Origin of the sequence: Hyalangium versicolor (assembly GCF_020103695.1) — a bacterium.
GTDB lineage: Bacteria > Myxococcota > Myxococcia > Myxococcales > Myxococcaceae > Hyalangium > Hyalangium versicolor.
In genome coordinates this window covers 426,943-452,171 of record NZ_JAHXBF010000005.1, presented here as the reverse complement: position 1 = coordinate 452,171, position 25,229 = coordinate 426,943, and the positions used below count along the sequence as shown (strand labels likewise).

General features: G+C 68.1%; 20 protein-coding genes. 11 read left to right on the top strand and 9 right to left on the bottom strand.

Features of this window, described 5'->3' with window-relative positions:
* Positions 1-4: 4 nt before the first annotated feature.
* The 4 genes from KY501_RS13440 to KY501_RS13425 all read left to right on the top strand — a co-directional run bounded on the left by KY501_RS13440 (position 5) and on the right by KY501_RS13425 (position 6,339).
* Positions 5-787, top strand: a complete 783-nt coding sequence (locus tag KY501_RS13440; protein ID WP_224363306.1) for an exodeoxyribonuclease III — start codon at positions 5-7, stop codon at positions 785-787.
* A 15-nt stretch (positions 788-802) separates the two neighbouring features.
* Positions 803-1,576: a lysophospholipid acyltransferase family protein gene (locus KY501_RS13435; protein ID WP_224363305.1), complete on the top strand. Its 774-nt coding sequence runs from the start codon at positions 803-805 to the stop codon at positions 1,574-1,576.
* Between the two features lie 89 nt (positions 1,577-1,665).
* Positions 1,666-3,516: a C39 family peptidase gene (locus KY501_RS13430; protein ID WP_224363304.1), complete on the top strand. Its 1,851-nt coding sequence runs from the start codon at positions 1,666-1,668 to the stop codon at positions 3,514-3,516.
* A 12-nt stretch (positions 3,517-3,528) separates the two neighbouring features.
* Positions 3,529-6,339 (top strand): serine/threonine-protein kinase, encoded by a 2,811-nt coding sequence (locus KY501_RS13425; RefSeq protein WP_224363303.1) that lies wholly within the window; start codon positions 3,529-3,531, stop codon positions 6,337-6,339.
* A gap of 27 nt (positions 6,340-6,366) precedes the next feature.
* On the opposite strand, the gene KY501_RS13420 is transcribed toward KY501_RS13425, so the two are convergent.
* Positions 6,367-7,116 (bottom strand): hypothetical protein, encoded by a 750-nt coding sequence (locus KY501_RS13420; protein WP_224363302.1) that lies wholly within the window; start codon positions 7,114-7,116, stop codon positions 6,367-6,369.
* A 76-nt stretch (positions 7,117-7,192) separates the two neighbouring features.
* On the opposite strand from KY501_RS13420, the gene KY501_RS13415 reads away from it, so the two are divergent.
* A complete protein-coding gene (locus KY501_RS13415; protein ID WP_224363301.1) occupies positions 7,193-8,296 on the top strand; it encodes a ferredoxin--NADP reductase in 1,104 nt (367 codons plus the stop codon).
* 42 nt (positions 8,297-8,338) lie between these two features.
* Positions 8,339-8,878: a DUF2378 family protein gene (locus KY501_RS13410; protein ID WP_224363300.1), complete on the top strand. Its 540-nt coding sequence runs from the start codon at positions 8,339-8,341 to the stop codon at positions 8,876-8,878.
* Between the two features lie 312 nt (positions 8,879-9,190).
* On the opposite strand, the gene KY501_RS13405 is transcribed toward KY501_RS13410, so the two are convergent.
* Complete coding sequence (locus KY501_RS13405) at positions 9,191-9,655, bottom strand: universal stress protein (protein ID WP_224363299.1); 465 nt, start codon at positions 9,653-9,655, stop codon at positions 9,191-9,193.
* 262 nt (positions 9,656-9,917) lie between these two features.
* On the opposite strand from KY501_RS13405, the gene KY501_RS13400 reads away from it, so the two are divergent.
* Positions 9,918-10,787: an SDR family NAD(P)-dependent oxidoreductase gene (locus KY501_RS13400; RefSeq protein WP_224363298.1), complete on the top strand. Its 870-nt coding sequence runs from the start codon at positions 9,918-9,920 to the stop codon at positions 10,785-10,787.
* On the opposite strand, the gene KY501_RS13395 is transcribed toward KY501_RS13400, so the two are convergent.
* Entirely contained in the window at positions 10,788-11,627 is an 840-nt protein-coding gene (locus KY501_RS13395; protein WP_224363297.1) for an MBL fold metallo-hydrolase, read from the bottom strand. It lies immediately after the preceding gene.
* Positions 11,628-11,754: 127 nt separating this feature from the next.
* Between KY501_RS13395 and KY501_RS13390 the strand changes: the two genes are divergently transcribed.
* Complete coding sequence (locus KY501_RS13390; RefSeq protein ID WP_224363296.1) at positions 11,755-12,561, top strand: helix-turn-helix domain-containing protein; 807 nt, start codon at positions 11,755-11,757, stop codon at positions 12,559-12,561.
* Positions 12,562-12,989: 428 nt separating this feature from the next.
* Here KY501_RS13390 and KY501_RS13385 read toward each other — a convergent pair whose 3' ends face one another.
* From KY501_RS13385 to truD, 6 genes are all read right to left on the bottom strand, one after another.
* The gene (locus tag KY501_RS13385; protein ID WP_224363295.1) at positions 12,990-14,477 is read right to left on the bottom strand and encodes an FAD-dependent oxidoreductase; all 1,488 of its coding nucleotides are present in this window, start codon (positions 14,475-14,477) and stop codon (positions 12,990-12,992) included.
* On the bottom strand, positions 14,474-15,820 hold the full coding sequence (locus tag KY501_RS13380; RefSeq protein ID WP_224363294.1) for a 2Fe-2S iron-sulfur cluster-binding protein: 1,347 nt from the start codon (positions 15,818-15,820) through the stop codon (positions 14,474-14,476). Before KY501_RS13380 ends, KY501_RS13385 begins: the two co-directional genes overlap by 4 nt.
* Before the next feature lie 225 nt (positions 15,821-16,045).
* A complete protein-coding gene (locus KY501_RS13375) occupies positions 16,046-17,524 on the bottom strand; it encodes a hypothetical protein (protein ID WP_224363293.1) in 1,479 nt (492 codons plus the stop codon).
* An 8-nt stretch (positions 17,525-17,532) separates the two neighbouring features.
* Positions 17,533-18,039 carry a hypothetical protein gene (locus tag KY501_RS13370; protein WP_224363292.1) on the bottom strand — a complete coding sequence of 169 codons (507 nt, stop codon included), beginning with the start codon at positions 18,037-18,039 and terminating at the stop codon, positions 17,533-17,535.
* A complete protein-coding gene (locus KY501_RS13365) occupies positions 18,036-18,602 on the bottom strand; it encodes an RNA polymerase sigma factor (protein ID WP_224363403.1) in 567 nt (188 codons plus the stop codon). The genes KY501_RS13370 and KY501_RS13365 overlap by 4 nt, the downstream gene beginning before the upstream one ends.
* A gap of 128 nt (positions 18,603-18,730) precedes the next feature.
* Positions 18,731-20,233 carry a tRNA pseudouridine(13) synthase TruD gene (gene truD / locus KY501_RS13360; protein WP_224363402.1) on the bottom strand — a complete coding sequence of 501 codons (1,503 nt, stop codon included), beginning with the start codon at positions 20,231-20,233 and terminating at the stop codon, positions 18,731-18,733.
* Positions 20,234-20,280: 47 nt separating this feature from the next.
* Here truD and KY501_RS13355 point away from each other — a divergent pair, with 47 nt between their 5' ends.
* The 3 genes from KY501_RS13355 to KY501_RS13345 all read left to right on the top strand — a co-directional run bounded on the left by KY501_RS13355 (position 20,281) and on the right by KY501_RS13345 (position 25,123).
* Positions 20,281-21,201, top strand: a complete 921-nt coding sequence (locus KY501_RS13355) for a hypothetical protein (protein ID WP_224363291.1) — start codon at positions 20,281-20,283, stop codon at positions 21,199-21,201.
* Positions 21,202-21,365: 164 nt separating this feature from the next.
* On the top strand, positions 21,366-22,970 hold the full coding sequence (locus KY501_RS13350) for an adenylate/guanylate cyclase domain-containing protein (RefSeq protein ID WP_224363401.1): 1,605 nt from the start codon (positions 21,366-21,368) through the stop codon (positions 22,968-22,970).
* The gene (locus KY501_RS13345) at positions 22,967-25,123 is read left to right on the top strand and encodes a serine/threonine-protein kinase (protein ID WP_224363290.1); all 2,157 of its coding nucleotides are present in this window, start codon (positions 22,967-22,969) and stop codon (positions 25,121-25,123) included. Before KY501_RS13350 ends, KY501_RS13345 begins: the two co-directional genes overlap by 4 nt.
* The last annotated feature ends 106 nt before the right edge of the window (positions 25,124-25,229 follow it).

The following is a 25,229-nucleotide window of genomic DNA, read 5'->3' as shown; positions in this document are numbered from 1 at the left end:
ACGGGTGCGAGTCGTCTCCTGGAACGTGAACGGACTCAGGTCGGTCCACAAGAAAGGGTTCGAGCGCTGGCTCTCCGGGGCTCGGGCCAATGTGGTGGCGGTGCAGGAGGTGCGTGCACGCCACGAGCAGATCCCCGAGGAGTTGCGCTCCCTCAAGCGCTGGCGCACCCACTTCGTGTCCGCAGAGCGGGCGGGCTACAGCGGTGTGGGGCTCTTCGCCCGGGACGAGCCGGATGACGTGGAGACGACGCTGGGCGTCAAGGAAGTGGACTCCGAAGGGCGCCTGCAACTGGTTCGTTTCGGGAGGCTGACGATCGTCAACGGCTACTTCCCCAACGGCAATGGGAAGAACCGGGACAACAGCCGCATCCCCTACAAGCTGGACTTCTACCGGCGGCTCTTCGATCGGCTGGAGAAGGCGCGTCGGGACGGAGAGCGGATCCTCGTGGTGGGCGACTTCAACACGGCGCATCAGGAGATCGATCTGGCCCGCCCCAAGGACAACCGCGAGACGAGCGGCTTCCGCCCCGAGGAGCGCGAGGAGTTCGACCGGTGGATCCGCGCCGGTTGGGTGGACACGTTCCGGTTCTTCCACAAGGGTGGCGGGCACTATTCCTGGTGGACGCAGCGGCTGGATGCTCGAGCGCGAAACATTGGTTGGAGATTGGATTACGTGCTGGCCTCCCACGGCGCCATGCCCTTTGTGCAGCGCGCGGCGATCCATCCTGACGTGTTTGGTTCGGACCACTGTCCGGTGAGCGTGGACCTGGATCCGAAGATCCGGTAACTGCTCCGGATATTCATGAATGCTCTGCTCTCGATCTACACGTGGCTGGAGGTCGGTCTGGTCGCGCTGGTGGGCTTCTTCGTCCAGCTGGCGGTCGCGTTGCTCACCTGGCCCTTCGATCGCCGCAAGTTGATCGTCGGGCGGTGCTTCCGTCTCATCGGAGTCACGGCGGCGAAGCTGACCCCGTTCTGGCAGTTCGGCATCCACGGCCCCGTGCCCAAGCAGCTGCCCCCGCGCACCGTGTGCGTCAGCAACCATGAGTCCAACGCGGACCCCTTCCTCATCTCCCATCTCCCCTGGGAGATGAAGTGGCTGTCCAAGGCCAGTGTCTTCAAGATCCCTGCCGTCGGCTGGAGCATGTGGCTGGCCGGAGACATCCCCGTGACGCGCGGCGATCAGTCGTCCGGCCGCGGCGCCATGGCGCGCTGCGCCCAGTGGCTGGCCAAGGGGGTGCCGGTGATGATCTTCCCCGAGGGCACCCGCTCGAAGACCGACGAGTTGCTGCCCTTCAAGGATGGGGCGTTCCGCCTGGCCATCGAAACGGGCGCGGACATCCTGCCCCTGGCGGTGAGCGGGACGCGGCGCGCGCTGCCCAAGCACTCCTGGCGGTTCGCCCGCTCCAAAGGACTCGTCACGGTGGGCACCCCCATTTCCACTCAGGGCATGACCCTGGCGGACGTGGAGCGATTGAAGGCGTTGGCTCGCGAACAGATCCTTGCTCTGCGCGCTTCTCTGCTCCCCCTGACGGGTTCCGAGCCCAGCTCCACCCAGGGGGTAGAGCCCGCCTGATCGAAGAAATCGTCGGGGAACAGGAAACTCTTGCGCGTTTCCTCCGAAAAAGAAGACGGCTCATCAGATCCACCGAAGGGTTCTGAAATATGACCGTACTCCTTCGCTCCCAGCTGCAGTCGTCGAAGTCCTCCTCCGCCCCTCTGGGCGATAACGCCGCAGCCAAGGGCTGGAAGCCCGTTCCGCAGATCAATCAACTTCGTCCGAAGGGGGTTGATCAGAGTTATGTGAACGGGCCGTATAATTGCGCTCCGGCTGTGGTGGCCATGGTGGCGCGGGGTTATGGGCGCATGGGCGATCTCTCCGACGCCCAGCTCATCAACCAGCTCGGCCAGGACATCGTCACCCGCGAGGGCACGGACCCCGAGGGCGTGGCGCGGATGCTGGGGCGCGTCGGAGTGCCCCCCGCGGGCGACGCCCTGGGCGCCAACTACCGGGATTCGGAGCTCCGGCAGCACCTGAACCAGGGCCACATGGTCATCGCCCAGGTCCGCACGTCGGACCCCAAGGCGAACCAGGACAGTGCGCACTACGTCCTGATCCAGGGGATGACCCGGAACGGGAACTACATCGTTTCGGATCCCCTGCACGACAAGCCCTACTCGGTGACGCCCAAGCAGCTCCAGGAGGCGGTTCTCAAGGCCCCGCCTGATGGTGGCATGCTGATCCCCGTCGCCAGCCCCAAGGAGGCCGCCACGCTCAAGGCGGCGAATTCGGCGCTCGCTCCTCTCACGGGCCAGAGCAATTCGCTCAACCTGGGGGACTCGGCTTTCGAGAGCAATTCGGCCACGACCGCGTCCGCCACGTCCGCGGCGCCTCGGACGCCGAGCCAGACGGCAATGCCCGTCATCAGCCCCACGCAGACCAAGAAGCCGACGGTGACGGATCTGCCAGCGGTGGCGCCTCGGACGCCGAGCCAGACGGCGATGCCCGTCATCAGCCCCACGCAGACCAAGAAGCCGACGGTGACGGATCTGCCGGCGGTGGCGCCTCGCACGCCGACCCAGACGGCGAAGCCTGTCATCGATCCCACGCTGCTCCAGAAGCCGACGGTGACGAATCTGCCGACGGTGACGCCTCAGACGGTGAGCCAGGTGGGGGCTTCCGTGTCCCGCCCCACGCTGACCGGGACGCCGACGGTGACGGCGCAGCCTACGGTGACGGCGCAGCCCACGGTGGTGTCCCAGACGCCAGCTGAGGCGGAGGTGCCCGACCTCGGTTCCTCGCTGACCAAGGCGCCCACCGAGACGGAGGAGTCTGTCCTCAGTCCCACGGAGGACGAGACGCCTACCGAGACGGAGGCTCTCGTTGCCAGCCCTACGGCGGATGAGACGCCCACGGTGGCGGCGAAGCCGACGGTGGCCGTGACTTCAGACGTTCCTTCCACCGAGGCGACGAAACCGACCGTGACCGTGACCGCCGAAGCCACGGGCACCGTGACGGCACAGTCCACTGTGACTTCCTCGGGGACCCCGCTGTCCAATGTGGCGAGTGCCGTCGCCTCCGTGGCCGCGACCACGGCGAACGCCGCCAACTCGGCAGCCCTGGAGACTCCCAACCCGGACGCATTCACCGCCACCGACGAGGTGCTCGAGGGCGTCGATACCGAGTTCAAGGAGCCTCCAACCGAGGGACTCAACTCGCAGATGGAGGCGAACGAGCAGAAGAACAACTACGAGCTCAACGTTCGCTACGGCGACAAGCCCACCACCCAGGAGGAGCCGAAGGCCGAGTCCGTCACTCCGCCCGGCAAGGACGTGGACGCGTTCGTTCGCGAGCTGCGGGAGGGCAAGGCGAAGGGCGACCTGGGAGCCTATGAGACCCTGGCGAAGCTCGAGCAGAGCACCTCTGACGTTGACCGCCTCGTTCTCGAGAAGATCCGGGAAGCGGACATGAAGGATCCGGGCATCGGCAAGAAGATGACGGGCGACGGGTTCTAAGAGCCCATGTCCATGGAGGACTCCAAGACCGAGCCCCGGGGGCCATGGATCGAAGCCCCTCCCGACATGCCCACCCGCGAGGCGCGTCCCACCGCCTCCCGGGCTCAATCCGGAGCGTCCTCGAGCGCGGCCTCCCAGCCGACGGCGGAGGGGCCGGATGAGAACTTCGACCTCCCGCGTGGCACTCGCATCGAGCGCTACGTCCTGCTCAAGCCCCTGGGGCAGGGCGGCATGGGCGTCGTCTATTCCGCCTATGATCCGGATCTGGATCGCAAGGTAGCCCTCAAGCTGCTGCGCCCGGATCGGCAGACCCCTGAGGGGCACTCGGCGCGCGCCTGGATGCTGCGGGAAGCCCAGGCCATGGCCCGCATCTCCCACCCCAACGTCATCGCCGTCTATGACGTGGGGACGTTCTACTCCCAGGTCTTCGTGGCCATGGAGTTCATCCAGGGCCGCACCCTCAGCACGTGGATCCGCAAGGAGCAACACTCCTGGCAGGAGATCCTCCGCGTCTTCCTGGAGGCGGGCCGGGGCCTGATGGCGGCGCACGGTGCGGGACTCGTGCACCGGGACTTCAAGCCAGCCAACGTGCTCGTCGGGAACACCGGCCGCGTGTGCGTGCTGGATTTCGGCCTGGCGCGCATCGCCGAGCTGGCCGAGGCCGAGGAAGAGTCCCTCGCGGGTGAGGACGCACCGCGCGAGGGCGGAGAGGCTCGCGAGCCGCTCGCGCTGGAGTTGCCGGACGGCGACATCGTCATGGGCACGCCCCAGTACATGCCGCCTGAGCAGTACCTGGGGCAGGGCGTGGACGGGCGGGCCGACCAGTTCAGCTTCTGCGCCTCGCTGTACTGGGCGCTCTTCCGCAAGCGCCCCTTCGAGCCTCGGCAGGTGGCGAGGACAGCGGCAAAGACCTCTCGGGCCTCCGCGGGCGCCGCGGACAGTTGGCGCCAACTGCCTCACTCGTCCGCTGCGAAGGAGCCGCCCACCGACGCGAAGATCCCCACCTGGGTTCGCCGCGCGGTGATGCGCGGGCTGTCGCTGAACCCGGAGGATCGTTTCCCCTCCATGGACGCCCTGCTGGAGGCGCTCTCGCAGCAGCAGCGCCGGGTGCAGCGGCGCGGGGCGTTCGCGGCGGCCGGAGCGCTGGCGCTGGCCTCGGCGGGCGTGGGCCTGTACCTCTACCAGCAGAGCCGGGTGTGCGCGGGCTCGGACTCGATCGTGGCCTCCGCCTGGAGCCCGGAGACGCGACAGAAGCTGGAGGCTGCCTTCACGGCCACGGGCAAGCCCTTCGCGGCGGAGACGGCCCTCAAGGTGGTGCGCGCGCTGGACGGGTACGCGGGTGCGTGGTCGCACATGCACACCGAGGCGTGCGAGGCCACCCGCGTGCGCGGCGAGCAGACAGAGGAGCTGCTCGCCATGCGGATGGTGTGCCTGGATCGGCGCCGCAAGGATCTCGGGGCGCTGACGAGCCTGCTGTCCGAGGCGGACGCCAAGGTGGTGGAGCGCGCCGTGGATGCGGCCGCGGCACTGCCCTCGTTGCAGCCTTGCCAGGACATTGCGTCTCTGGCCGAGCAACCACCCCTGCCGGCGGACCCCACGCTGCGCGCCAGCATCGAGAAACTGGACGGGCGGATCTCCGAAGTGAAGGCGCTCCACGATGCGGGCCGCTACAAGGCCGGAGTGGAGCTGGCCCGGAAGCTCGAGCCCGAGGTGGTGGCCACTTCCTATCTGCCGCTCCAGGCCGAGCTCCGCTACCACCTGGGCTGGCTGCTCCAGCAGAGCGGCGAGGCGCAGGACAGCATCACCCAGCTCGAGCAGTCCTTCGACACGGCGGAGTCCGGCCACGCCGATCGCCTCCGACTGGAGGCAGTCACCAAGCTCATCTACGTGTTCGCCAACAATGGCCACCCCGAGGAGGCGAAGCGCTGGGGGCAGGTGGGGCAGGCGATCCTGAGCCGGCTGGGCGGCGAGGCACCGCTGGCGCTCGATCTGATGGGGAACCTGGGCTACGTGGCGCTGCTGCAGGGCCGCTACCAGGAGTCCCGCGACTACTTCGAGAAGGCGCGCGTGCTGGCGGTCTCCACGTTGGGGCCCGAGGATCCCAAGCGGGCCAAGGTGAGTCATGGCCTGGGGCTGGCGGCGCTGCGCATGGCGGACTACCCGCGTGCCCTTTCGCTGCTCGACGAGTCGCTCCAGCAGACGGTGGCGGCCAAGGGCCAGCAGCACCCGGAGGTGGCCACGCGCCACACCATGCTCGCCACTGCGTACCGCGAGAGCGGTGATCTGGAGAAGGCGCTGGAGCATGTGCAGCAGGCGCTGGAGATCCGCCGGGCCACGCAAGGGCCGGAGCATCCCGCCGTGGCCGACACGCTGGATGAGCTGGGCATGAGCTTCATCGCGCTGAAGCGCTACGACGAGGCCGTGAAGACGTTCCGCGAGGCCCTCGAGATCAAGCGCAAGGTGCTGGGCGAGGATCACCCGGATCTGTCCTATTCGTACGATGGCGTGGGCCAGGCGCTGCTGGCGCAGGGACATCCCGCCGAGGCCATCGAGCCGCTGCGCAAGGCGCTGTCCTATGCGGACACCGAGCCCGAGGGATTGGCTCAGACAGGGTTCGCGCTGGCGAAGGCGCTCTGGGACTCGGGGCCGTCGCCAGGGCCGTCCCGCGAGGAGGCTCGGAAGGCCCGCGAACTCTACGTGAGGCTGGAGAAGCCCAAGGAGGTGGCGGAGATCGATGCATGGCTCGGAGCGCATGCCGAGGCTCCGGTGCCGACTCCTGCTCCGGCCGTCAAGTCGCGTCTGCCCAAGCGCAAGTCGCGCTGAGCGGGAGACCCACGGAGAGGTGGGGCATCAGAACTGCCCCACGATGCCTCCGAGGACGTTTCCCGAACGGGTGACACTGAGCATGGGCACGTACCGGACGCCGGAGCTGACTGGAGAGGGGCTCGCGGGAACCTGGGCCTTGGCTCGCTCGCTGGAGTCGGAGATCTCGTAGCCCATGACCGCTCCCGCGAGGGGCCCCACGAAGAGGCTGATCAAGACGAGCGCATCGGCTCTGAGGAGGGCAAAGCCGTAGGCCAGCCCGAGCCCCACGAGCGAGCCCACTCCCGTGCCCGCCAGAGAGGCCCAGTACTGGCCGTGGCCATCCATGGCACGACCGACTCCGTAGACGCCCAGCGGCGTGCCGACCACGATCCCCAGGCTCATGGCCCCGAGGACGGGGACGGCGCAGTCGGCATCGTCGCATTCGTTCTCGACGAGGAGGAACCCAGCGAAGGCGCCCGCGATGCCAGCCACGAAGCCGGTTCCCGCTCCCGCCAGCGTCTCGAACACCAGGCGTCGGGTGGAGTTCCGATCCACCTGGGCGGGACGATACCTGTAAGGGATGGATTCGCCCTCGGGAGACTCTGGAGGGCTTGCCTCGTGCGCGGGGATGAGGGGAGGCGGTGAGGGCGATGTCTCGGGCGAGGCCACGGGACGGTCGTCGGCTGTCTGAGCGAAAGCCGGACTCGAGGCGAGCACGGTGAGACAGAGCACGAGGCGCGCGGTGGACACGCCCGCAGTGTAATGGTCTCCGAGGTACGGAGACAGTGTGGCCACCACTCCTCCGAGTCCGGGCAGACCCGCCGTGGGGGCTCTGGACGCTCCCAGGTTCCAGGCGGTACTCCATGCTCTCGTGAGCATCTCGACGCCCCTGGAGTCCTCCCCAGGCCCGATCCTCCGAGCACGCACCCTGCGGGTGGAACGGGTGATTCGCGAGACACCCGACACGGTGACGCTCGTGCTGGAGGATCCCAGCGGCGCGCCCGTCACCTTCGTGCCGGGACAGTTCTTCACGGTGCTCGTCACGGTGGATGGGGTGCCGCTGCGCCGTGCCTACTCCGCGTCGTGCGCGCCCGAAGCCGAAGGGCCCTCGCGCGTGAGCCTCACCGTCAAGCGCGTGGCGGGCGGGAGGGTGTCCAACTTCCTGAACGATCGGGCATCGCCCGGGATGACCTTGGAGGTGCGTGGGCCTTCCGGCAGCTTCACCGCGGCGCCGGGGAACGGTGCGGTTCGCCACCTGGTGTTGGTGGCGGGAGGCAGCGGTATCACTCCGCTGATGTCCATGGCGCGCACCGCACTCGCGACGGAGCCCACCACGAGCGTGTCGCTGGTCTATGGCAACCGCCGCGAGCAGGACATCATCTTCCGGGAGGCGCTGGAGACGCTCGCGCGAGCCCACGAGGATCGCTTCCGCTTACGCCTGGTGCTCTCCGAGCCTCCCTCGGGCTGGAAGGGCGGAGTGGGGTTGTTGAACCGCTACGTGCTGGAGGATGAGTTCTCGGTGCTGCCGGGGCTGGAGGCCGGTCCGGCTACGTGGTTCATCTGTGGCCCCGAGCCGATGTTGGTGGAGGCGCGAGCCGCCTTGCACTCCTGGGGCGTGAAGCCTGAGCGCATCCGTGAAGAGCTCTTCACCCGGCCCCACCTGCGCCAGAGTTCCGCCCCCACCGCCGAACTCCTCGCTCCGCAGCCTGTGGAAATCCGGCTCCGAGGAAGGGAGCCTCGCCGCTTCGTGGCGCCCGCTGGGATGACAGTGCTGGAGGCGGCACTCTCGGCGGGGTTGTCGCTGCAGTACTCCTGCACCCTCGGTGGATGTGGCTCTTGCCGGCTCAGGCTGGTCGAGGGCGAGGTCCGCATGGAGGAGCCCAACTGCCTGCTGCCCCAGGAGCGTCCCCTGAGACATGTCCTCGCGTGTATCTCCCGGCCACTGTCGCCCGTGGTCCTGGAGGACCTCTACTAAGAGATGTGTCGTGTGTATCGCGAACCATGATACGCAGGCGGCGTGGCTGAGAAGGTCGTTTTCGAACACACGATGGACAGCATCCTGCGGCTTCTGGAGCGGCCTGCTCCTCCCGAGCAGGTTGCCGCGCTCGATGCGCTGGGCATTGACTTGAGCAAGCCGCTGCTCCCCGCGTACCCGGTAGCGGTGCACGCCGCGCTGATTGACTACGTGGCACGGCATCGCCGGCCGGACCTGGCGCTGGATGAAGCCCAGATCGATCTGGGCCTGGCCTTCATCGCGACCTACAACCAGACGCTGATGGGTCGCCCGCTCAAGGCGCTGCTGTGGACCATCGGGCCGCACCGCACCCTCGAGCGCATGAACCGCACCTTCCGGACAGCGAACAACTTCACGGAGACCCGGCTGGAGCGGCTCGGTCCCACCCGTTACTCCCTGTGGTTCAACTTCGTGAGCCGTCCCGGTTACTACCAGGGGCTCGTTCACGGGACCGTGGCTCAGTGCGGTGTGAAGGGGATCGAGGTGCAGTTCTCCTCCCGGCAGGGAGATGAGGTGACGTACGACGTGTCCTGGCAGCCCTGAGGCACGCGGGCGCCGGGTTTGCAGAAGACGGGTGTTCCTGCCTGGAGGCACTCCTGGACGCGCACTCTCATCGACGTGATCTCGCCTTCATGATGCTGATGATGCGAGGCGGAGTGCTGGTGCTCGCCCCGATCGTGGACGCGGTGAGCAAGCGTCGCGTGCGGTGGCCCTCGTGGGTGCTCTGCTGGTGATGGCCGCGATGCTGGTGCTCAGCGTTCCCACGGTGCTGAGGGCGCGTCGCGAGCGAGCGGCGGCCCAGGCATCCCCCCTCTCCCAACCGCGAGGCGGGTGAGGGGGGCGCGGGGGACGGGGCTACTTCGCCGCGTCGTAGAGGTGCACGGTGAGGACGGGGCAGTGGGCCCGCGCGACGATCTTCTGGGCCACGCTCCCAAGCAGCAGGCGAGGCAGGCCACGCCGGCCATGGGTGCCCATGATGATGAGGTCGTGCTTGCCCTCTTCGGCGACGCGCAAGACGGTAGCGGCCGCTTCGCCCACGACGACCCGATGTTTGATCGGGCGGCCGGAGCGCTGCGCCGCTTCCACCAACTGGTTGAGCTCCTTGGTGGCGGCATCCACGGCCACCTGCTCGAGTGACTGCGAGTTCCAGCCGGGCGCGGCCACGAGTAGATCCGGGGCCACATATTGGGGCGGTTCCCAGGCGTGGATGATCTCGATCTCCGCATTGAACGGTGTGGCCAACTGGATGGCGTAGTCGATGAGGCCTCGGGAGCCTTCCGAGAGATCCACAGGGACCAGAACGCGAGACGGAGCGGGCATGAGGCTTCCTCCTGAACCCCCTAAAGGTGGGGATTGCCCTCCGTTCTTGGAAGAAGCATGCCAGTTGTTCCCCAGGGGGAAGCGCTTGCCCGGACGCAAGCCTTTCGGGGGAACTGGAGCAGTGCGCAGGTTTTGCGCCTGGCTTCTACAGCACCGGGCTGTGAGCTGGGCTGACGGGAGGGCTGGAGGTGCGCAGGCGGAGGGAAGGACCTAGGTTTGCCTGCCAGGAGCGCATCTTCCACCCCCCAGCCAGGAGGAGCTCATGCATCCCCCCATCGACGCAGGAACCATCCTCATTACCGGGGCTGCCTCGGGGGTCGGGAGAGAGCTCGCACGGCAGCTTGCTCACCGGGCACGGACCCTGGTGCTCGTGGACCAGGAGCCGGAGCGGCTGGAGGCGCTGCGCACGGAGCTGCAGGTGAACAACCCCACCCTCGGCGTGGTGCTGCTGACGTGTGATGTGTCCCGGCCGGGCGAGGTGGGGGACATGCTCGCGGAGCTGGCGCGGCACTTCATCTCGGTGGATGTGCTGGTGAGTGCCGCCAGCGCGGACGAACGGGGGTTCTTCGCGCGACAGCGGTGGGGCAGCATCGAGCGGATGCTCATGAGCAACGTGGTGGCGCCGCTGATGCTCGCGCGCCGCTTGCTGGGGCCGATGATGGCGCGGGGCCGGGGAGGGCTCTTGTTCGTGGGCGCGGGCTCGAGCCAGCTCTTCCTGCCGGGGGCGGCGACCTCCGCGGCCACCCGGCGGTGCCTGGATGGCTTCATCGAATCGCTCCGCCTGGAGCTGGAGGGTACGGGCATCTGTGTCACGCAGGTGGCTCCGGGCCCCATCGATGACGGTGAGCCCCTGCCGGGGGGAGCGCCTCGGGAGCCGCGTCCGTTGTTCCTGGTCTCCGCGGCACGGTGCGCTCGCGAGGCCCTGGCGGCCTTCGAGCGCGGGGCCCCGCTTGTCTATCCGGGAAGAGGTCACCGCTGGGTGATGACGCTGCTGCCTCGGCTCCCGCGAGCGGTGCGGCGGACGCTGGGCAGACGCGTGGGGCGCGAGCTTCCAGGGCGTTTCGAGACCGAGGTCCCCGCCCTGGGAGAGGGGGCCTCGGTGCCGAAGGAAGAGTGGCCTTCGCCGGCTTGATCACCGGAGAGGCTGCGGGCTCGCGATGTCGCGCGCGAACTCGGTGGCGCAGTGCGCGGAGAACACGCGCACCTCCTGTCCGTGATCGCGCACCAGGTCGCGGAGGCGGGCCTGATTGGCGAGGCGCGAAGTGTTGTTCGTGGACAGGAGGCGCTGGAAGAGCGCCAGACCGAGCGGACTGCGGGGAGCCACCGGGTCGATCTCGCGGTGGTGGAAGTAGGCGTCGCCCGCGTGCAGCAGCCAGCCCTGGTCACTCTTGACCGCGACACCGCAGTGGCCTTCCGAGTGGCCCACCAACGGCACGAGCAGGATCTCCTCGGACAGGCCTGGGATCACCCGCACGGACTCGAAGCCGAACCAGCGCTCGCCGTCGACCGCGTAGCGGGTCCACCGCGGACCATGTGCCCACTGTGCGGGCCGGTAGCCGGACCTCTTGGGGTGTCCGTTTGGCGCGAGGGCCGCATCATGCTCGTCGCCAAAGACGTGCACCGCGGCGGTGGGGAAGTCCGAAAGCCCGCCCGCGTGATCGACGTCCAGGTGCGTGGGGATGATGTGGCGAACGTCCTCGCGCCGGAAGCCGAGCTGTTCGATGCGAGCCGCGGCCGTCTCGCTGGGATCGAGGCGCGGTGCGTTGCGCGTGATGAACCTGCGCCCCAGGCGGCTCGGGTCCTGGATGTCGTGCAGCCCCAGGCCGGTGTCGACCAGGACGAGCCCCTGGGAGGACTCGATCACGAGGCAATGGCAGACGATGCGCGCGCGCTCGAAGAGGCTTCCTTCTCCCAGCACGAAGCGCGCGCTCGGGGGGCACAGGGTTCCGCAGTTGATGTGGTGGACTCGCATGGGCTGTCTCCTTGGGGCGGATACCTAGGAGCGCCGCGGGGAAATCGATTGGAGAAATCGGCCATCGCACACGGGCCGAGGGCTCCGTGGGTTGAACGCCGTGCGGCGGTGCACCATGCTCGAGTGAGTGAGCACTTCGTCCATCCAGCTCGCGCCGAGACACACGCTCTCGCGCTTCGTGCAAGGCCTGCGGATCGTCACGCGGGGAGCGGGTGCGGACCCCTACGTGAAGCTCCCGGACGGCCAGGTCGATCTGATCGTTCGCATCCGGGACACGGGCAGCGAGGTCCACACAATGGGGACGCGTCTGCGGGTGTTTCGCAAGCTGGCCGAGGAGGTGCCGCAAGCGATCGCCGTGCGCTTCAAGCCCGGCAGGGCATACCCGTTCTTCGGCGTGCCGATGTCCGAACTCACCAACCGCATCCTGCCCATCGAGACGCTCTGGGGGGCTGACGGCGCGCAGCTTTGTGAGCGGGTCGCGGAGACTTCGGACAACACCGAGCGGCTGCGGCTGCTCGAGGACGCGCTCTCCGAGCGCCTCTGTCGGGGCGACGTGTTCGAGCCTGCCTCGGCGTACGTCGTGCGGCGGGCCATTCGGGCGATCACGGACGCCGTGGAGCTTCCCCGTGTCAGTGTCCTGGCTCGTGGCCTGGGCGTCAGCGAGCGGCAGCTCCGCAGGGCCTTCGACGAGGTGGTGGGGGTGGGGCCCAAGGAGTTCGTGCGGGTCGTCCGGTTCCAGCGTGCGTTGCGTGCTTCGGCACGCGTCGCCACTCCAGACTGGGGAGCCATCGCGGCGGCGGTCGGCTACTACGATCAAGCCCACCTGATCACCGAGTTCAGGGGCCTGACGGGGGTCACACCGGGCGCACTCCTGCGAGCCCGTCTCCACCAGGCTCCGGTGATGGATGGCGCGCTCATCGCCTCCAGTCCCTGAAAAAAAAACGGCGGCAGCCCGGGGGAAGGCTGCCGCCACAACGCAGGACAGAGTGGGGGGATTCACCCAGTCCACAACGCGGACCGCTCCACGAGGGAGCGGGGGGATTCCGCGATACGGCTTCTTCCCAGGTGAGCGGCCAGCGGTCGGTCGTTGCACCCGGATTGAACGTATCTGCACCTGTTGATTAGCACGTGCCGTGCCGGACACGTAATTACCCGAATTCCCTAGGAAATGGGATTTTGGACGCGGCGCATCATGGAGCGATGTAGCACCGGTGCGCTCTCACTGACTGTAAAGAAAGTGAACAATCCGAGAGCATTTTCCCAAGAGGTTCGCGGATTTAGTGCAGTGCGTCATGTTGGCCGTTTTCAGGACAGGCCAAGAAGAAATCTGTCCTGAGTTGCTTCAGGGAAAACCCCTAGGTCCTAGCCGATGATCATGTCCTCGCTCTCGAGCTTGCCGGAGGAGAAGCGGCGGAGGTTGAAGCGCTCGAAGAGCTCATCGGACTCGTGGGAGGCCATCCACGCGGCCATCCGCTCGGCGACGGCGGGGGCCATCATGAAGCCGTGGCCGACGAAGCCGGACATCTGGAGGAGATTGTCGAGGCCCGGGGTGCGGCCCAGCACGGGGTTGTTGTCGGGGGTGACGTCGTAGCAGCCGGCCCACTGGCGGAGCACCTTGACGTGGCCCACCTTGGGCAACTGCTCCATGAGGGCCTGGGAGAAGCGGGCCACGAAGCGCAGGGTGGAGCCCATGTTGAGTCCCGCAGGCTCCTTGGGGTCGCCCATGCCGCCGACGATCTCTCCGCGCATGGACTGGCTGAAGTACAGGCCCGAGTCGAGCACGGACACCAGCGGCCCCAGGAAGGGCTTGAGGGGCTCGGTGCTGAGGATCTCGTGGCGGTGGGGTTCGTTGGGGAGCTGGATGCCGGCGAGCCTGGCGACTTCGGGGCTCCACGCGCCGGCGGCGAGCACCACGGTGTCACAGGAGATGTCCCCCCGGTCCGTCTTCACCTTGCGCACCTGGCCGTTGGAGATGTCGAAGCCGGTGACGTGGGTAAAGGTCTCGACCTTGATGCCCTTCTTGAGGCAGTGCTGGGCGTAGCCCCAGAGGAAGGGCCACGGGAAGATGACGCCATCTTCGGGATTGAAGGAAGCGGTGACGACGCCCTTCATCGTCAGTCCGGGGACGATCTCGCGGGCGGCATCGGCGGTGATGATGCGGGTGGGGACGCCGTGCTTGTTGTGGAGCGTGGCGTGGCGCTCCAGGCGCTTCGCCACGGCCTCGGTCTTGGCGAGGAAGAGGTAGCCGCCCTGGCGCAACCAGACGTTGATGCCGAGATCGCGGGCGAACTGCTTCATCAGATCGATGGAGCGCTTGGCCAGCTCGATGTTGGCGGAGGTGCCCCACTGCATGCGCACGCCGCCGCCGTTGCGGCCGGAGGCTCCCGCGCACAGGTATCCGCGCTCGAGCACGACGATGTCCGTCTCTCCGCGCAGGCTGAGGTTGTAGGCCAGGGCCAGGCCCATGACTCCGCCGCCGATGATGACAACCTTCGCCTTCGAGGGCAGCGGCGCGGAGGGACGCAGGGCGGGAGGGAAGACAGCGAGCTCCTCGGGCACGCCGCCCACGGGAGGCTGGGACAGGTCCACGGGAGCGCTGGCGAAGAGGGACAGCTCGGTGGGGTAGACAGGAGGCCGAGGCGTGAAGGGCTGGATGCCCTGGGGTTTGAGGGGGCCCTCCTTGGAGATGAGCGCGGCCACGGCGGCGAGGCAGCTCTTGCCCTGGCAGATGCCGGTGCCGAAGCCGGTGTAGCGCTTGACGGACTCGACGTCGCAGTAGCCGCGCGAGAGCGCGTGGCGCACGTCGTCGACGGTGACGTCCTCACAGGAGCAGATCAGCGCCTTGCTCATGACAGGCCTCCAATGAGCGCCTCGGCGGCGCGAGTGCCGGAGGCCGCGGCCTCGCTGGCGGTGCCGCCGCCGGTGATGTCTCCCGCGACGAAGACGTCCTCCGAGGCGGTGCGTCCGTCCTGCTGAGCCACGGCGACGAAGAGGCCGCGTTCGGCGTCGAAGTCCACGGTGACGCCGGCCTGCCGAGCCAACTCGAAGCTGGGGCTGGTGGGGATGGAGATGAGCACGGCGTCGCAGTCCACCTTCTTCCGTCGGCCGCCCTGGGGCACGAAGCTGAAGGCGCCTACAGCCTTGAGGCCATGTGCCTTGGGCTCGCTGCCGATGCAGGCCTTGGGATGGGGTGAGGCGGGGAGGGGGCCTCGGAGATCCACCACTGCGGCCACCTGGGTGCCGTTCTGTTCGAGCAGCCGGGCCAAGGCGTGGAGTTCGGGTCCCCAGCCGACGAGGGCTGCGGACTCGGGGGCCACGCCGTGCTCGCGCAGGAGCAGGCTGGCGGCACGGCCTGCGTAGACGCCGGGAAGATCGTTGTTCTCGAAGGGGAGGATCCCCGGGTGGCCGCCGGGAGCGAGGAGGAATCGGTCCGCGTGGATTTGAAGGAGGCGCAGGCCTTCGGGCTCCCGGGCGACGACCGCGAGGAAGCGCCCTCCCTCGTCATCATAGAGGCCGATGGCGTGAGCGCGGGTGAGGACGCTGCCCTGGGGGAAGGATGCCACCTCCGGGAGGGCGGGATCGTCGCTCAGCGGGGCGCCTCGGGTGAGACGGCCACCGATGCGCTCCTCGCGCTCGAGGAGGAGGAAAGGGATGCCGCGAGCGGCGAGGACCTTGGCGGCAGCGAGGCCCGCGGCACCGCCGCCGACCACGGCGACACGGGTGCGGAGGGAGCGGGCCGGGAGCCGAGGAGGGGCTTCCTGGTCGGGCAGGAGGCCGAGTCCGGCGAGCTGACGAGCGACCTTGGCCATGACCTGTTCGGCGACGGGGACGCCAGCGAACATCTCGTGGTGGTCGAGCCCGCGAGGGAAGAACCAGTCGATGGTGCCGAAGAGGTCGACCTTGGCGGAGGGGAAGGCGTTCTGTCGCTCGAGGCGCATGCCGGGACGAGCGGGGGTGCGGCAGGTATAGACGTTGGGGAGGCCGTCCACGCGCATGAGGCAGTGGGAGCAGGCGGCGGCGAAGCAGTAGGCGCCGCGGGGGCGGTGATACTTGATGGAGCGGGCGAGGACGGTCTCTCCGGCGGCGATGAGGGAGCACGCCACAGGTTCGCCCTCGACGGCGGGGACGGGTTCGCCCTCGAGGTCCACGGTGATGGCCCGGCCACGGGGGGAGGCATCAGGGATGCGTCGCATGGGTGGGCGCACCTTCGCCCACGGGCCGGAGGCAGTCAAAGGGCGCCGGGAGGGAGAGTGCCCAGCGAACACCAGTGGGGGTGATGGCAGCCCCTACGGCAGCTTGGGGAGGCCTGACGCGATGCGTCGCGCGGCGCAAGAAGGGATGCAACAGGCCAGCTGAAACGCGAAGGGGCCGATCCGGAGTGGATCGACCCCCTTGAGATGCGACTCAGCGCGAGGCTCTCAGACGCCCGCCGTCGTCCTCGACAGCGGCTCGGGGATGCCCCGCAGCCGGTGGCCGAACCGGGTGAGGATGGCGGCCCCGAAGCCCATGAAGCAGGCTCCCAGCAGCACGAACCAGCCGATCACCGGGATGGACGTCATCCCCAGCAGGATCAACAGCCCCAGCGCCAGCACCACCGCCTGCGTCTTCCGTCCCCGGAGGATTGGCACTTTCAGGCCGATCTCGCTCGCCACCGCCGTGAAGCCCAGGACCGTCACCAGCATCGCTATCAGCCACAGCGCCGCGGCCACCGGCGCACCGATGATGGTGATCGTCAGCACCAGCGAGATCGGGATCAGCGCCAGCGAGCCCAGCACTCCCACCATCCCGCTCTTGATGGGCTGCGCCTTGATCTCCGCGGACAGCTCCTTCATCCGCGAGGGGAAGAACAACTGCCCCAGGAACCCCAGCCCAAAGAGCGCCGCGAACTTGATGATGAACCAGGGCAACCCGTTGCCCGGATGATCGTCCTCGTCGTCATCCCCGGAGGCATCCTCGTGCCGGAACTCCTTCTTGAGGTTCTTCTTCACCTCGCCCGCCACCATGGTGCCCACGTGGCTGCCGCCGAAGGACTGGGTGCTGCCTTCCACCTTGGCGCCTTCCTCGCGGATCACCGTGCCGCCGATGGCCGACACATCCCCCTCCACCACCGCGTTCGGGTGGAGGACGACGTTGCCTCCGAAGGCGTTCGCGTCTCCCTCCACCGTGCCGAAGACTTCCAGGTTGCCGCCAAAGGCCACCGCGTCTTCCTCCACGTGCCCCTTCACCACCAGGTTGCCGCCGTACACCACGGCGTTGTCCACCGAGTCGCCCTCCTTCACCTCCAGGGAATGGCCGCGCGCAACCACGTCCCGATCCTGCTTGCGCCGATGCTGGGCCTTGCGCACCTCCTCGCGGACCCGGTCCCGGATCTCGCTCGGATCCATTTCCTCCTGGGCCTGCGCCGTGTCGGTTGCCTCCTCGGCCTCCTCCGCTTCCTCCGAGGCGTTTTCAGGAGGAGCCGGCGGCGCGGGCGGCACCGGTGGGGCCACGGCCATGGGCGGTGGCCCATTCGGCAGCCCCGGGGGAGCCGCTGGCGGGGCCGCGTTCGCCGCAGTCCCTTCCTTCTCCGCGGGCGTCAGGGGCCGCATCGTGAAGATGGAGCCCTCTTGATCCAGGCGCAGCGAATAGGTCCGGGCAATGGTGCGAAGCGCCTGCTCGGCGGTCACTCCCTTCAGGTGCACTTCGACGGTGGTCTCCAGCGCGCCGGTGGCCACCACGTTCAGGCCGCCGTCCTCGGCGATGTGCTTGAGCGCGTCCTGGAGCGAGCCGCGGAAGTTCACGTCGATGGTCTTCGCGGCCGGAGCCTCGGCGGCAGCGGGCTTGGGCGTCTCGGCCGCCAGGGCGAGGGGAGTGCCAAGAAGGAGGGTGGGGAGCAGGAGTCGGGCGGCGATCTTCATGGGAACACTCACGCTTCGGAAGGGTTGGGTCCGGTGCCGACGAGCCGCTTGAGGCCCGTGAGGGACACGATCAGCAGGAGGACGAGCAGCACGGCGACCGGGCCGGCGGCGGTGAGCCAGAGTGCGTTGGCTCCGCTGGCGAGCCCCTGCAGCAGCGCCTTGCCATCCGTGAAGAGCGAGGCGAGCGCCGCCCCCAGCCGGGACAGTGCACGATCATTGGTGATCAGCAGCCCCAGCCCCACCGCCAGCGAGGCGATCAGGATGGGGACGCCGGACCACAGTTCGCGCCGCAGGGGCGTGGGCTCGGTGGCCACGCGCGCCATCACATTGGCCACCAGCGTGGGAGGAGGCAGCGGATCGGCCAGCCGGTAGAGATCCTTCTCCAACTGGCGGTGCTCCTCCAACATGGCGCTGCACAGCGCGCAGTCGGCGGCGTGATCGAGCGCGGGGCCCTCGCCCGCCTCCAACTCGATGAAGAGCACCTCGAGATCGGGGCACTGGGGGGTGGGAGTCATGTGGGCTCCTCCGTCGTCATCTTCTTGCGCAGCTTCTCTCGGGCCCGGAACAGTCGCGCCATGATCGTGCCAGGAGCGCAGCCCAGGATCTGGGCGATCTCCTTCGTCGTCCGCTTCTGCACGTAGTAGAGCGCAAGCACCTCCCGATCCTCCACTGACAAGGTGGCCATGGCCTCCTCGAGGGACTGGCGCTCCTGCCGGGCGATCGCCCCCTCCTCGAGCGAGGCCTCACCGCTGGGGAGCACCTCCTTCATGGGCTCGAGCTCCTCGGTGCGCACCTTGGTGCGCCGCCGGAGCAGGTCCAGGCAGAGGTTGCGGGTGATGGCCATCACCCACAGATCGAAGGGACGCGACTCGTCGTAGCGGTGCAGGTTCTGGTAGGCCCGCAGGAAGGCCTCCTGGGAGACCTCGGCTGCCTCGGCCTCGCTGTTGAGCAGGCGAAGGGCCAGGCCGTACACCGCGCGCTGGACGCTGCGCACCAGCGCCTCGAAGGCGTTGGGATCTCCTCGGCGGGCGGCCTGCACGTCCGCCTTCCAGGGAAGCGGGGGGGCCTCCTCAGCCATCAGCGACCCGATGGCCTGAGCGACGTCCCCGAGAGGATTGAGGGCGAGAGCGTTCACGTCCTGGTCTACGCACCATGGGTTCCCCCATTGCGCCCCGGCGTGAGCCTGGCTGCTCTCATCTGCGACTCCTACTTTTTATTCTGTGATTTCGGGTGTTTATCCGCCATGCCCGCGCGGGCTTGGGCCTTGGCTTCCTTCTTCTTCCGCTGCCGTTCCCGGAAGCCGGGAGAGGGTTCGCGAGGCCCGCGAGACTCGGGGGCCGGTCGGGCGAGGGCGGGCTCGCGCGGTGCCGGGGAGCGATCAGACGGGCGGGGAGGCATGCGCCCGGTGGGGCGGGTCCTGGCGGACTCCTCCTGATCCGCCTCGGTGAGCCGGGGGCGCTGGGAGGCGCGGATCTCTTGCGCGGTGTCCTCTCGCCAGTTGAAGTGGAACAGCCGCTTCACCACCAGGGTGGCGTAGGCCCCCGGAGGCAGGGTGAAGGCGACGTTGATCTTCATGGAGCCGCGGTTGAGCTCGTCCGACTGCGGGCGTCCCAGCACCAGCTTGTGCGGGAACACGAGCACGGGGCGCTCCTCGGACTTGAAGAAGAGCAGCTTGCGCGCCTCCTGGATGACCAGGTCCTTCAGCGCGAGCTTCTCGCGGCCGAGCACCCAGTGGACGGCCTCCTCGATCTTCGGGTCCGTGAAGGCCGAATCCGGTCCGAGCAGGGGGAAGGCCTTCTCGCGCAGCGTGTGGAGCACCTCGGGGCTGGCATCGCGATGGAACAGGAGCGTGCCGGCCTGGTAGCGCAGGGGGAAGAGGTGCTCGCGCGGCAGCAGCAACTGGAGGTAGCGCCGCACGCCCTCGTTCCACAGGAAGCTCTGGTAGGTGAAGAGCAGCATCGCGCGGTAGTCCGCGTCGATCTGCAGGAAGGCGCGCACGTAGTCCGTGGGGTGTTCGCGCAGGGAGCGGAGGAGCCGGTGGTACTTCTTCGAGCCCTCGAAGGGGACGCGCGCGTCCCAGCGGCCCCAGTTGTCGCGCCAGAACTGCTTCACCTTGGCGTCCTCGGTCCGGTCCAGCTCCGAGGGCTTGGCGAAGTAGTTCTTCAGCGCGGCCTCGAAGTCGCCGCGGATGAGATCCTTGGCGATGAAGCCCTGGCCGTGCTTGAGCGAGCCGAAGCGCTGGCTGTCGAAGTAGTTCACCACGCCCAGGCGGTTGACCTCGGCGGAGGCCACGTTGAGCGGCCCCAGCGCGGCCTCCTCCAGCGCACGCACGGTGACGGCGAAGCGGTTGGAGGTGATGTTGGCGGCCGACAGGGGCTTGTCCGTCCGGCCCAGGTACTTCAGGCGCAGATTGGGCTCCTGCATCTCGACGTCCGCGGCTTCCACGGCGATGAGCTGCTCGGTGCGGCCCTGCTTGTCCTTCAGGCCGCAGAAGCTGATGGAGCCTGGCTTGAGGCCAAAGGCGTCTCGGAGGCGGTCCACTGCCTCGAAGGTGGACAGCTTCTGCTTGTCCATGAGGTAGACGCGGAAGCGCCCACCTGGCACTTCGTCGAAGCGGAAGGACTCCTTGACGGAGAAGTCCTCGGGTCTTTGCTTGATTCGCACGAGAGCCCCCTTAGCAGCGTGGGCCCGCGGATTGAAGGTGCGAATTGCGGGGGCCCTGACAGCACTGCCCGGAAGAACATAACCTCCGGGCCATGAGATACCTTCCCCCGCTGCTCCTCCTGGCTCTCGCGACGGGCTGTGCCTCCAACCTCTCCACCCTGCAGACGGCGAAGCCGCTCGCCCCGGGCCAGTTCCAGGTCTCGCTCGGCGCCGGTGCCTTCATCCCGGTGGGGCAGATCGGCGAGGCGATCGATCTCGGCATCAACGAGGGCAAGAAGATCAAGGACGCCGTGGACAGTGGTGAGTCCGTCCAGCTCTCCGAGGAGGACCAACAGCGTCTCCTCACCTCGGGTGTGGCCCTGGCCGTGGCGCCCCCGGGCATCGTCAACGAGGTGATGATTCGCGCGGGTGTGGTGAAGAACCTGGACGTGGGTCTGCGCTACAGCGGCATCTCCCTGCGGCTGGATACCAAGTTCCGCTTCCTGCACGGCGGCGACGGGGAGAACGTCCCGGAGAACCGGCGCACGTCCTATGACATGGCCATCGGGCTCGGGGGCTCACGCCACACCTTCAAGAGCCCCGTGCTGGACGTGATGAAGATCGTCAAGGTGGACGACTTCAAGCGCTACGACATCGAGGTGCCGCTCTACATGAGCACGGACTTCGGCGACATCCTCCGCCTGTACGCCGCTCCCAAGTACGTCTACAGCCGCACCAGCCTGGACGAGAAGCTCGTCAACTACGCCGAGCAGGGCAAGGACGTGTCCGGCTTCGACGCGAGCTTGCCGGCCACGGTGAAGAGCGAGTTCGTCGGCTCCACCCTCGGCGTGTCCGTGGGCTACAAGTACGTCCATCTCTTTGCCGAGATCACTGGCGGTTACACCTTCTGCAAGCCGCTGCTCTTCGGAGAGACACGCAACCTGGGAGGTGCCACCTTCTACCCGGCGGTAGGAATCGCCTTCCGCAACTCGGCTCCCCAGCGGCCGAGCGCCGACTCAACCCGGGTAGATTGAACCCGAACGTGCTCCCTGATAACCGGGGATTCCATGGACGGCTGCCAGGCGTCGCGTCCCACCCAGAGCCGTTCCCCCGGAATGAGTCCGTCTGCTAGTGTCCCACCGGTGAGGTCTGTCGAGTGACCCAAGCTTCCGTTCCTTCCCCAGCTCCGCCGAAGACGATGCGCGGGCCGCGCCTGACGGGCATGTTCGCGGACGGCACGCTCGGGGAGTTTCCGCTCGGACCGAAGACGTCGCTGGGCCGCCACCCGGCCAACACGCTGCGGCTGGTGGACCGAGAGGTCTCCAAGGAGCACGCCATCATCGAGCAGTCCGGACGGGACTTCATCCTGAAGGACCTCAACTCCTCCAACGGCACCTTCGTCAACGGGCGCCGGGTGAAGGAGATGCGGCTGCGCGACGGGGACGAGATCTCGCTGGGCAGCTCCAAGTTCACCTTCCACGCGGGGGATGCGCCCTCGGTTCCGTCCGCGCCCGCGGGTGTGACGGTGGTGGCCAACCCGCGCTCGGTGCCTGCGTTCCTGGCGCAGATGGACCAGGGGCCGCAGAACTTCCGCCCGGCGGACGAGCTGGGTGACATGGAGGCGCTGCGCCGCGACTACGAGAAGCTGCGCATCGCCTACGAGTTCCACCGCCAGGTGAGCCTGGCGGGCACGCAGCAGGAGCTGTTCGATCAGATCATCCGCGTGGCGTTCCAACTGCTGCCCGCGGACAACGGCGTCATCCTGACGATGGGGCCGGGCGGCGAGTTCAACCCGGTGGCGGTGCACCACCGGCAGGGCAAGCCGATGAACGTGATGCTGTCGGACACGGTGCTGCGCCGCGTGGTCGAGACGGGCAAGGCGGTGCTCACCGCGGACGCCATCATCGACGAGCGCTTCTCGGCGGCCGAGAGCATCGTGGCGCAGGGCATCCGGTCCGCCATGGCGGTGCCGCTGACGGTGAACGGCTCGATCAAGGCGGTGCTGTTCCTGGACAGCCGCCAGCGCATCAATGCCTTCTCCGAGAACGATCTGACGATCCTCACGGGCATCGCCGCGCAGGCGGGCATCGCGCTGGAGAACGCGGCGCTGGCCGAGCAGATCCGCGCCGAGGCCATCACCCGCGCCGAGCTCAGCCGCTTCCTGTCCAAGGCGGTGGCGGACGCGGTGATCAAGGGCGAGACCGAGGACCTGGCGCAGAGCCGGTTGGCGGAAGTCACCTGCCTGTTCGCGGACATCCGCGGCTTCACCACGCTGGCGGAGAACGACTCTCCGCAAGAGGTGGTGGAGATGCTCAACGAGTTCTTCACCGCCATGGCCAACGTGGTGTTCCGCCACGAGGGCAACCTGGACAAGTTCATCGGCGACTGCGTGATGGCCGTGTGGGGCCCGCCGCTGTCGCACCCGGACGATCCGGCGCGCGCGCTGCAAGCGGCGCTGGAGATGATGGACGCGGTGGACGAGCTGAACGAGAAGCGCAAGTCCCAGGGGCGCAAGCCCATCGAGGTGGGCATCGGCGTGAACACCGGCCAGGCGGTCGTGGGCTACATGGGCAGCGTGGAGCGCCATGAGTTCACCGCCATCGGCGATACGGTGAACACGGCGTCCCGCTTGTGCGGCCTGGCCAAGGGGGGCGAGGTGTTGGCCACGGGGACGACGATGCAGAAGGCGGGGCCGGGGTTCTTCGCGGATGAGCTCCCCGTCTTGCAGGTGAAGGGCCGGGAGAAGGGTGTCCAGACGTTCCGGGTGACAGGCTCGGAGCGCACCGTTGTCCGGGATGCATGATCACCCAGTCCTGCCCCAACTGCCATCGCACGCATGACATCAGCGTGTACGTGAGCGGACAGCGACTGCTGTGCCGCTGCGGGATCCGCTTCGAGGTGCGTCGCAGCGTGCCCTCCACGGTGGGGACTCGGCCCACGGTCGGTGAGATGCCCGCCGTCCAGGCCTCCTCCATCGGGAGCGGCGCGGGGCGGAACGGCGCGGCGATGGCCGCGAGCAGCGTGGTACCGGCTCCGCAAGAGGCGATCCCGACGATGCCCGGGGGCGGCGTGTTGCCTCCGAGCCAACCGCTGATGGTGGAACTGGACGTGTCTTCCGCCACGCTGGTGCGCGGCTCCCAGGTCGCCCAGGCCGAGGAGCCGGAGAACGGCGTGGGAGAGAATGGGACGCTCGTCTCCCGTGGCAAGGTGGAGCTGCCGGGCTACGAGCTGATCGAGCTTCTCGGTCAGGGAGGCATGGGCGAGGTGTGGCTCGCCCGGCAGCAGTCGCTGGCGCGCACGGTGGCGGTGAAACTGCTGCCGCCGCGGCTGGCGAAGGATCCCGAGTTCGTCACCCGCTTCGAGAAGGAAGCCACCGCGCTGGCGGCGCTCAGCCACCCCAACATCATCCAGATCATCGATCGCGGGGTGGCGGGGGATAACTACTACTTCGCCATGGAGTACGTGGAGGGCCGCTCCCTGCGCGACATGGTGGGAGTGAACCGGCTGACTCCCCAGCAGGGCCTTCGGATCCTGCTCCAGGTGGCGCGAGCCATCGAGTACGCGCACGAGAAGGGCATCATCCACCGCGATCTGAAGCCCGAGAACATCCTGGTGGATGCGAAGGGCCACGCGAAGGTGGCGGACTTCGGGCTGGCAGGCATCCGGCAGCCGGACTCGCGGCTGAACCTGACGGCCACCGCGGTGGCCATGGGGACGCTCAATTACATGGCCCCGGAGCAGCGCCGGGATGCCCGGAGCGTGGATGGGCGCGCCGATCTGTTCTCGCTGGGCGTGGTCATCTACGAGGTGCTCACCGGAGAGCTGCCCGTGGGGCGGTTCCGGATGCCCTCTGAGCGCGTGCCCGGCCTGGATCCTCGCGTGGACGAGGTGGTGGCCCGGTTGCTCGAGAACGAGCCTGATGCCCGCTACGCCACGGCTTCCGAGGTGTGCACGGCGCTCGAGGAGATGCTGGGCTCGGGGTCCGGGCCGGCGCTCGCGGTGGGTTCGTCTCCGGGGACGCAGCCCGCGCGGGACTCCGTGGCGCGCACCGTGGCGAAGAAGCTCCACGGGGGCTGGCGCAACGTGCGGACGGGGCTGTCCGTGGTGGGGGGGCTCATCGTCCTGGCGTACGTGGTGCGTGCCGTCATCGGCCCGGTGGACCTGCACGTGGGCGGCGACAAGGGCGTGGTGATCGGCACGTCGGGCATCGCGGTGAAGCACGGCAAGAAGCCCTGGCCGCCGAACACGGACAGCGAGCTGCGGGTCACCTCCGAGATGGTGGAGGCGACTCAACCCGACGGGCTCTCGCAACTGACGGTGGAGTTCGTCCCCGGCGACGAGGAGCTCAATGCGTGGTCCGGCTCCTGGCGCCTGGAGGACGGCAAGCTCAAGGTGATCCAGGGGGGCAGTGAGATCGGCCCGAAGGGGCGCTTCCTGCCGCGCACGTACGTGGCGCGCCGGTACTTCTTGAGCGACGACTTCACGGCCGAGGTGCAGATGGACGTGAAGAAGCTGGGGCCCGAGTACGTGGACGAGCCGGATGCCCAGCACTTCGGCGAGCTGACGTTCCGGATCAAGGATCTGCAGGTATCGGCGTTCGCCATTCCGGACGTGGGCATGCGCCTGTCCTGGCGCTACATCCAGGAGGATGGCGAGGAGGTGGTGGGCAACAGCTCCCAGGATCTGGAGAACCTCACGGCGGACGAGATGCCGGTGCCCACGAAGGGTCCTTTCAAGGTGCGCCTGCAGCTCACGCGGAAGAAGAACGGCGTGATGGCGGAGGCGTACGTGAACGACAGGCGCTTCGCGTACAAGATGCTGCATGGGCTGGAGGGGCGCGTGGGCAAGGTGGCCCTCGGGTGCCGCAACCTGTCCTGCAGCTTCAGCCACCTGACAGTGAAGGGCATTTCGGCCGAGCGCCCGAAGCGGAAGGTGGCCGGCACCTCCCAGGAGTGAACGGAGGCCTGCTCCGGAAGGGTCCACCTGCCGACGGTCGACTCCGCCGGGGCGGCGTGGCCTTGCATGGTGATTGCAGCATCCCCACCCTCGAAGGGCGTGGCGT

Excerpts from the sequence above, each read along its gene's own strand:
- KY501_RS13435 (WP_224363305.1), top strand. The coding sequence starts at position 803 with ATGAATGCTCTGCTCTCGATCTACACGTGGCTGGAGGTCGGTCTGGTC.
- KY501_RS13430 (WP_224363304.1), top strand. The coding sequence starts at position 1,666 with ATGACCGTACTCCTTCGCTCCCAGCTGCAGTCGTCGAAGTCCTCCTCC.
- KY501_RS13425 (WP_224363303.1), top strand. The coding sequence starts at position 3,529 with ATGGAGGACTCCAAGACCGAGCCCCGGGGGCCATGGATCGAAGCCCCT.
- KY501_RS13405 (WP_224363299.1), bottom strand. The coding sequence starts at position 9,655 with ATGCCCGCTCCGTCTCGCGTTCTGGTCCCTGTGGATCTCTCGGAAGGC.
- KY501_RS13400 (WP_224363298.1), top strand. The coding sequence starts at position 9,918 with ATGCATCCCCCCATCGACGCAGGAACCATCCTCATTACCGGGGCTGCC.
- KY501_RS13395 (WP_224363297.1), bottom strand. The coding sequence starts at position 11,627 with ATGCGAGTCCACCACATCAACTGCGGAACCCTGTGCCCCCCGAGCGCG.
- KY501_RS13385 (WP_224363295.1), bottom strand. The coding sequence starts at position 14,477 with ATGAGCAAGGCGCTGATCTGCTCCTGTGAGGACGTCACCGTCGACGAC.
- KY501_RS13380 (WP_224363294.1), bottom strand. The coding sequence starts at position 15,820 with ATGCGACGCATCCCTGATGCCTCCCCCCGTGGCCGGGCCATCACCGTG.
- KY501_RS13375 (WP_224363293.1), bottom strand. The coding sequence starts at position 17,524 with ATGAAGATCGCCGCCCGACTCCTGCTCCCCACCCTCCTTCTTGGCACT.
- KY501_RS13370 (WP_224363292.1), bottom strand. The coding sequence starts at position 18,039 with ATGACTCCCACCCCCCAGTGCCCCGATCTCGAGGTGCTCTTCATCGAG.
- KY501_RS13365 (WP_224363403.1), bottom strand. The coding sequence starts at position 18,602 with ATGGCTGAGGAGGCCCCCCCGCTTCCCTGGAAGGCGGACGTGCAGGCC.
- KY501_RS13355 (WP_224363291.1), top strand. The coding sequence starts at position 20,281 with ATGAGATACCTTCCCCCGCTGCTCCTCCTGGCTCTCGCGACGGGCTGT.
- KY501_RS13350 (WP_224363401.1), top strand. The coding sequence starts at position 21,366 with ATGCGCGGGCCGCGCCTGACGGGCATGTTCGCGGACGGCACGCTCGGG.
- KY501_RS13345 (WP_224363290.1), top strand. The coding sequence starts at position 22,967 with ATGATCACCCAGTCCTGCCCCAACTGCCATCGCACGCATGACATCAGC.